Origin of the sequence: Hyphomonas oceanitis SCH89 (assembly GCF_000685295.1) — a bacterium.
GTDB lineage: Bacteria > Pseudomonadota > Alphaproteobacteria > Caulobacterales > Hyphomonadaceae > Hyphomonas > Hyphomonas oceanitis.
In genome coordinates this window covers 1-693 of the sequence record NZ_ARYL01000149.1, presented here as the reverse complement: position 1 = coordinate 693, position 693 = coordinate 1, and the positions used below count along the sequence as shown (strand labels likewise).

At 65.4% G+C, this 693-nt stretch carries 1 protein-coding gene; it reads left to right on the top strand.

From position 1 onward, the window contains the following. Positions 1–693, top strand: a 693-nt coding sequence (locus tag HOC_RS20665) for a TolC family protein (protein ID WP_035542701.1), incomplete at both ends; no start/stop codon positions are given.

Sequence of the window (693 nt, the reverse complement as noted above, 5' to 3'; positions counted from 1 at the left end):
CCCAGCTCGTCCGTCTCGCCGATCAATCGGCAGACCTGGCGGACACCCTCAGCGAAACCGTTGGTAAACGGGTGGACGCAGGCGCGGCAGCACCGCCCGAACTTTCCCGGGCGAAAGCTGATGCTGCGGCCCTGCGCGCAGTGGCCGCACAGACGCGCGGTGACATGGAAGCCCTTCGCTACGATCTCAGCGCATTGTGGGGAAGCGCCGATCCGGTCTTCGAGGCACCTGTCCTGCCAATGACGGCGCCCACCATCCCCGGTGCGACCAACCTGGCACAACACCCCGCCATCAAAGTGGCCGAATCGGGCATCATCGCGCGGCAGGCAGAGCAGGATCTGGCGCGCGCGCAAGGGATTCCTGATCTTACGCTAAGTGCCGGCATGCGGCAGTTTGAGCAAACGGGCGATACCGCCTTCCTTCTCGGCGTCAGCGTTCCTGTCCCCCTGTTTGACCGCAACCGGGACGCAACCCGCGCCGCTGGTTACAGGATCGATGCTGGCCGCGCCGACCGGGTGGCTGTGGAGGCAAGATTGCTTGCCAGTCAACGCGCGTCGGTCGCTCAGGTCCGCGCGGCCCAGGAACGCCTGGCCCTCCTTGAGAACGATGCCCTGCCCTCTGCTAGGGCGGCCTATGAAGCATCCGTCCAAGGCTATGCCGCAGGCAAGTTCGATCTCACTTCGACCCTCGATG